The organism is Actinoplanes sp. NPDC048791 (genome assembly GCF_040650095.1).
In the GTDB taxonomy this organism is placed as follows: Bacteria; Actinomycetota; Actinomycetes; order Mycobacteriales; family Micromonosporaceae; genus Actinoplanes.
Genome location: NZ_JBEZGQ010000730.1, coordinates 1 through 4,423, shown reverse-complemented (window position 1 = coordinate 4,423; position 4,423 = coordinate 1). Strand labels below are relative to the sequence as shown.

Sequence of the window (4,423 nt, the reverse complement as noted above, 5' to 3'; positions counted from 1 at the left end):
CGCAGCCCGCCTCTCCGAGGTGCTGGTGCCCGCCTGAGCCCCCCGGGGTGGGGGCGGGGTCCCGCGACCCCCACCCCGGGCCGGGCCGATCAGGAGGTGACGGCGTCGATCAGGTCGCCGACCGGGCGGTCGGGCAGGGCCTTGGCGACGTCGGCGATCGCGACGATGCCGACCAGCTGGTGGCCGTCGATCACCGGCAGCCGGCGCACCTTGTGCTCGGACATCGTGCGCAGGATCTCGGCGGCGTCGTCGTCCGCGCCGATCGTGACGGGCTTGCCCTGGGCGAGCTCACCGGCCGTGCAGTCGGCCGGGTTGCGGTCCTTGGCCACGACCTTCACGACGATGTCGCGGTCGGTGATCATGCCCTTGAGGCGGTTGTCCTCGCCGCAGATGGGCAGCGAGCCGACGTCGAGGTCGGCCATCTTGCGGGCGGCCTCGGCCAGGTTCTCCTTCTCACCGATGCAGGTCACGTCGGGGGTCATGATCTCGCGTGCGGTGGTCATCGGGGGTCTCCCTTCGCTCGGTGGATACCTGTCGCGTACCCGCCTCAGACCGTGGCAATCGTGTATGCCACCTCGTCGACGAGTTCGCGGGCCAGAAATCCGGTGCGCCCGAACCGCGGGGCCAGGCGCTGACCGCTGACCGCGTGCGCGAACGCGCCCCAGCAGGCCGCCTGGGCCGGCTCGGCACCACGGCCCAGCAGGCCCGCCACGATCCCCGCCCGCACGTCACCGCTGCCCGAAGTGCCCAGGCCCACGTCGCCGCTCTCCTCGCGCCAGCGGCCGCCGTCCGCGGTGGCGATGTGCCCGAACAGGCTGACCGTCGCCTGGTAGCGCTCGGCCAGGTTGGCGGCCTCGGCGGCGAGATCGTCGCCCGGCTCGCGCCCGAGCAGCCGTTCGGCCTCGGTGACGTTCGGTGTCAGCACCACCCGCGCGGACCGGCCGGCCAGCAGATCTTGCTCCTTGCTCAGGGCGCCGAGCGCGTACGCGTCCAGCACCATCGCCGTGTCCTTGCCGACCGCGTCGAGCACGGAATGCAGCAGCCGCGACGTGAGGTCGATGTCGTCGAGCCCGGGACCGACCGCCACGACGTCGGCGTCCGCCGCAAGCTGCTCCAGCTCGTCCTGGTTCTCCCCCAGGCCGACGACCTTGGCCTCGGGCACGGCGATGCTCAGCGCGCTCACCGTGGAAGGCTCGACCGCGAGCTGGAGGCGCCCGGCCCCGGCCCGCAGCGCCGCGACACCGGCCAGCAGCACAGCGCCCGGCGTCGACCGAGACCCGCCGACGACCAGGACCGTGCCGCGGGCCTCCTTGCCGCCCTGCGGATCGGGCAGCGGCCAGTCGCGCAGCACCTGCGGGGTGATGACCCGTTCGGCCTCAGACGGGCTCGGCATTGACTTCCTCCTGCCGGGTGGGCCGCGCACCTTCCTGGTGCAGGTGGACCACGGAGTTGAACAGCTCCGGGCGCAGCACGTCGTCGCCGCGGCGCCAGGTGCTGATCGAGCAGTTCGCGACGGTGGTGGCGTGCGCGACCTCCATCAGCTCGGCCTCGCTCAGCGACTCGGCGAGGTAGCGCACGAGCAGCACGGTCGCCTCGTGACCGAACAGCAGGACCCGCCCACCGGGATGGTCCTGACGCAGCTCACGCAGCAGGGCGCGCAGGCGCAGCAGCACGTCGGCCCAGGACTCCCCGCCGGGTGGCCGGTAGTAGAACTTGCCGTGCCGGGCGCGGCGGGCGTACTCCTCCGGCAGCCGGGCCTGCACGCCGCGGGCGGTGAGCAGGTCCAGCACGCCCAGCTCCCGGTCGCGCAGCCGCTCGTCGACCACCGCGGGGATGCCGGTGCCGGCCAGCGCCAGCTCGGCGGTCTGCCGGGTCCGCAGGTACGGCGAGACGATCGCCACCTGCGGCCGCTCGTCAGACCCCAGCCCGCTCAGCCAGCTGCCCACCGCCTCGGCCTGCTCGCGGCCGGTGCCGGACAACGGCACGTCGGCATCGCGTTCCGGGATGTCGATGGCCTCCAGCCCGCCGGTCTCGGCGTCCTGCGCGATCACGTTTCCGGTGCTCTGGCCATGACGGATGACGCCCAGCCACTGCAGTTGCTCCATGGCCAGCCTCTTACCCGGACGGGGTGAGGACTACCACCAACAATGAAGCGACCCCCGGCCGTCGCGTCCGGCAGCCCTGGCCCGTTAGGAGGGAGGCAAGGTCCACGGCGCGGACCTCGCCCTGGCTACCGGAGGTATCGTGACTGACAACCAGATCAAGGCGCGGGTCAAAGCGGTGCTCAACGGCACGTCCGCGGACACCGCGACCTCGGAACACCCGCTGGTCGTGCCCGGCGGCCCGCTGCACCCGGACCACGCCCTGCAGGTGCTGACCCTGGCGCAGCGCACGGCCGAGGAACACGTCGCGATAGCCAAACGCCAGGCGGACAAGATCCGCTCCGACGCGCAGGCCGCCTCCGACCAGTCGGCCCGCGACGCCCAGGTGCACGCGCACAACGTGCGCTGCGAGGCGGACAAGGTGCTGGCCGAGGCCCGCGCCACGTCGGAGCAGGCCGCCCGCGACGCCCGGCTGCGGGCCGACGACGCCAAGCGCACCGCCGACCAGATCCTGGCCCAGGCCAAGGACGAGGCCGCGGCCGTCATCGGCGACGCCCAGGGGCACGCCGAGCAGCTCAAACTCCAGGCCCAGCAGCGCTACGAGGACTCGGTCGGCAGCCTGATCGCCAAGCGCGAGGCGCTGCAGCAGCAGATAGAGGCGCTGGAGCACTTCGACCGCGAGTACCGGGCCCGGCTCACCACCTTCATGCAGGGCCAGCTGCGCGCGCTCTGGGTCGACCGGCCGCAGGTGGGCACCGATCTGCAGGCACCGGTGACCGGCGTCGGCGGGCCGGAGACCACCCCGGCCGAGGCCGGCGACACCGCCGGCGAGACGGGCGAGCGCGCCGAGGAGACCGAGGCCGCCGGCGAGTCACGGGACGCGGACTGACCGGAAGTCCTTCAGACCCGCTCGTCGCTACCGATGAGCGGGTTCATGATCGCAGGACTGCGCACGCCCGTGGTCGCCGGTGGCGCGCTGCTCGCGGTCAGCCTGGGCAACTTCGCCGCCGGGCTGCTGGGCGCCGGGCTGCACCCGGTGACCGGGTGGCTGCCGCTGCCGGTGATGGCGGTGCTGACCGCGTACGCGTGCTGGCAGGTCGGCCGGCGCACCGAGCTGGCCGCACCGACGCGCCGGTTCTGGCAGCACTTCGCGGCCTGTGTCGGGGTGCTGGCCGTGACCCTGGTCCTGCACGCCCGCGACGCGCTCACCGGCCCGGCGCCGCACCAGCGGATCAGCCTGACGACCACGGCTCTGTACCTGCTCCTGCTGCTGGTCCTGGTCTGGGCGCTGATGCGGTTGCCGGCCGAGGCGCGCTCGCGCGGTGACTGGGCGCGCTTCGGCTTCGACGCCGGCATCATCCTGATCACCAGCGGCATCCTGGTCTGGCACTTCGTGCTGATCCACGCGGAGGGCTGGGTCGCGCACACCGGTTCGGCGGCGCCGTTGCTGGGCATCGTCATGATCGCCTCGGTGTCGCTGATCGCATTCGTCAAGGTGGCCTTCACCGGCGCCGGTGGACTGGATCGGGGGGCCGTGCACCTGCTGTCGTTCGGCACCGCGCTGGCCGCCGCGACCGGCTCGCTGATGCCGTTCCTGGACGAGCGGCCGGAGCTGAACTCGACCTTCCTGGCCGTGCCGATCGCCTGCTTCTGCGCGCAGCTCGCCGCCGGCCGGCAGCTGCGGGCCCGCGTCGTGGCGCCCGTCGCGCGGCGCGGCCGGCAGCGGGTGAGCGTGGTGCCGTACCTGGCGGTGGCCGGCATGGACGCGATGCTGCTGGGCACCGACATCCCCAGCGCCGAGGGGCGGATCGTCGCTGCCGGGACGGTGGCGATCACCGCCCTGGTGGTGGTGCGGCAGGTCACCGCGCTGCGGGAGAACAACCGGCTGCTCGCCACCGTGGACAGCAACCTCACTCAGCTGCGGGCGTACCAGGAGCAGCTGGCCCACCAGGTGCGGCACGACTCACTCACCGAGATCGCCAACCGGGCCAGCTTCGAGGAACAGGTCACCGCCCGGCTGGCCGCCGGCGGCTTCGTCGTGGCGCTGCTCGACCTCGACGACTTCAAGACCGTCAACGACCGGCTCGGCCACGGCACCGGCGACGCCCTGCTCAAGGCGGTCAGCCGCCGCCTGCTCGGGCTGCTGCGGGCCGGGGACACGGTGGCCCGCCTCGGCGGTGACGAGTTCACCCTGCTGCTGCCCGGCCTGACCGACACCGAGGCGGCCGCCCTGCTGCGGCGGGTGCTCACCGAGGTGCAGCAACCGCTGCTCATCGACGGTCACGAGATGACGCCACGGCTCAGCATCGGGGTCACCGCCG

The 4,423-nt window shown here is 73.1% G+C and carries 5 protein-coding genes; 2 read left to right on the top strand and 3 right to left on the bottom strand.

Annotation, left to right across the window (positions count from 1 at the left end):
• Nucleotides 1-89: 89 nt before the first annotated feature.
• From AB0C29_RS35635 to AB0C29_RS35625, 3 genes are read right to left on the bottom strand one after another with little or no spacing between them, the layout of a single operon-like run.
• Entirely contained in the window at nt 90-503 is a 414-nt protein-coding gene (locus AB0C29_RS35635; RefSeq protein ID WP_360829891.1) for a CBS domain-containing protein, read from the bottom strand.
• 44 nt (nt 504-547) lie between these two features.
• Nucleotides 548-1,393, bottom strand: a complete 846-nt coding sequence (locus AB0C29_RS35630) for an NAD(P)H-hydrate dehydratase (RefSeq protein WP_360829887.1) — start codon at nt 1,391-1,393, stop codon at nt 548-550.
• Nucleotides 1,377-2,105, bottom strand: a complete 729-nt coding sequence (locus AB0C29_RS35625; RefSeq protein WP_360829884.1) for a histidine phosphatase family protein — start codon at nt 2,103-2,105, stop codon at nt 1,377-1,379. The genes AB0C29_RS35630 and AB0C29_RS35625 overlap by 17 nt, the downstream gene beginning before the upstream one ends.
• A 139-nt stretch (nt 2,106-2,244) precedes the next feature.
• On the opposite strand from AB0C29_RS35625, the gene AB0C29_RS35620 reads away from it, so the two are divergent.
• Nucleotides 2,245-2,991 carry a hypothetical protein gene (locus tag AB0C29_RS35620; protein WP_360829881.1) on the top strand — a complete coding sequence of 249 codons (747 nt, stop codon included), beginning with the start codon at nt 2,245-2,247 and terminating at the stop codon, nt 2,989-2,991.
• 45 nt (nt 2,992-3,036) lie between these two features.
• The coding region (locus tag AB0C29_RS35615) for a GGDEF domain-containing protein (RefSeq protein WP_360829878.1) at nt 3,037-4,423 on the top strand (1,387 nt) is incomplete at its 3' end.

Excerpts from the sequence above, each read along its gene's own strand:
- AB0C29_RS35635 (WP_360829891.1), bottom strand. The coding sequence starts at position 503 with ATGACCACCGCACGCGAGATCATGACCCCCGACGTGACCTGCATCGGT.
- AB0C29_RS35625 (WP_360829884.1), bottom strand. The coding sequence starts at position 2,105 with ATGGAGCAACTGCAGTGGCTGGGCGTCATCCGTCATGGCCAGAGCACC.
- AB0C29_RS35630 (WP_360829887.1), bottom strand. The coding sequence starts at position 1,393 with ATGCCGAGCCCGTCTGAGGCCGAACGGGTCATCACCCCGCAGGTGCTG.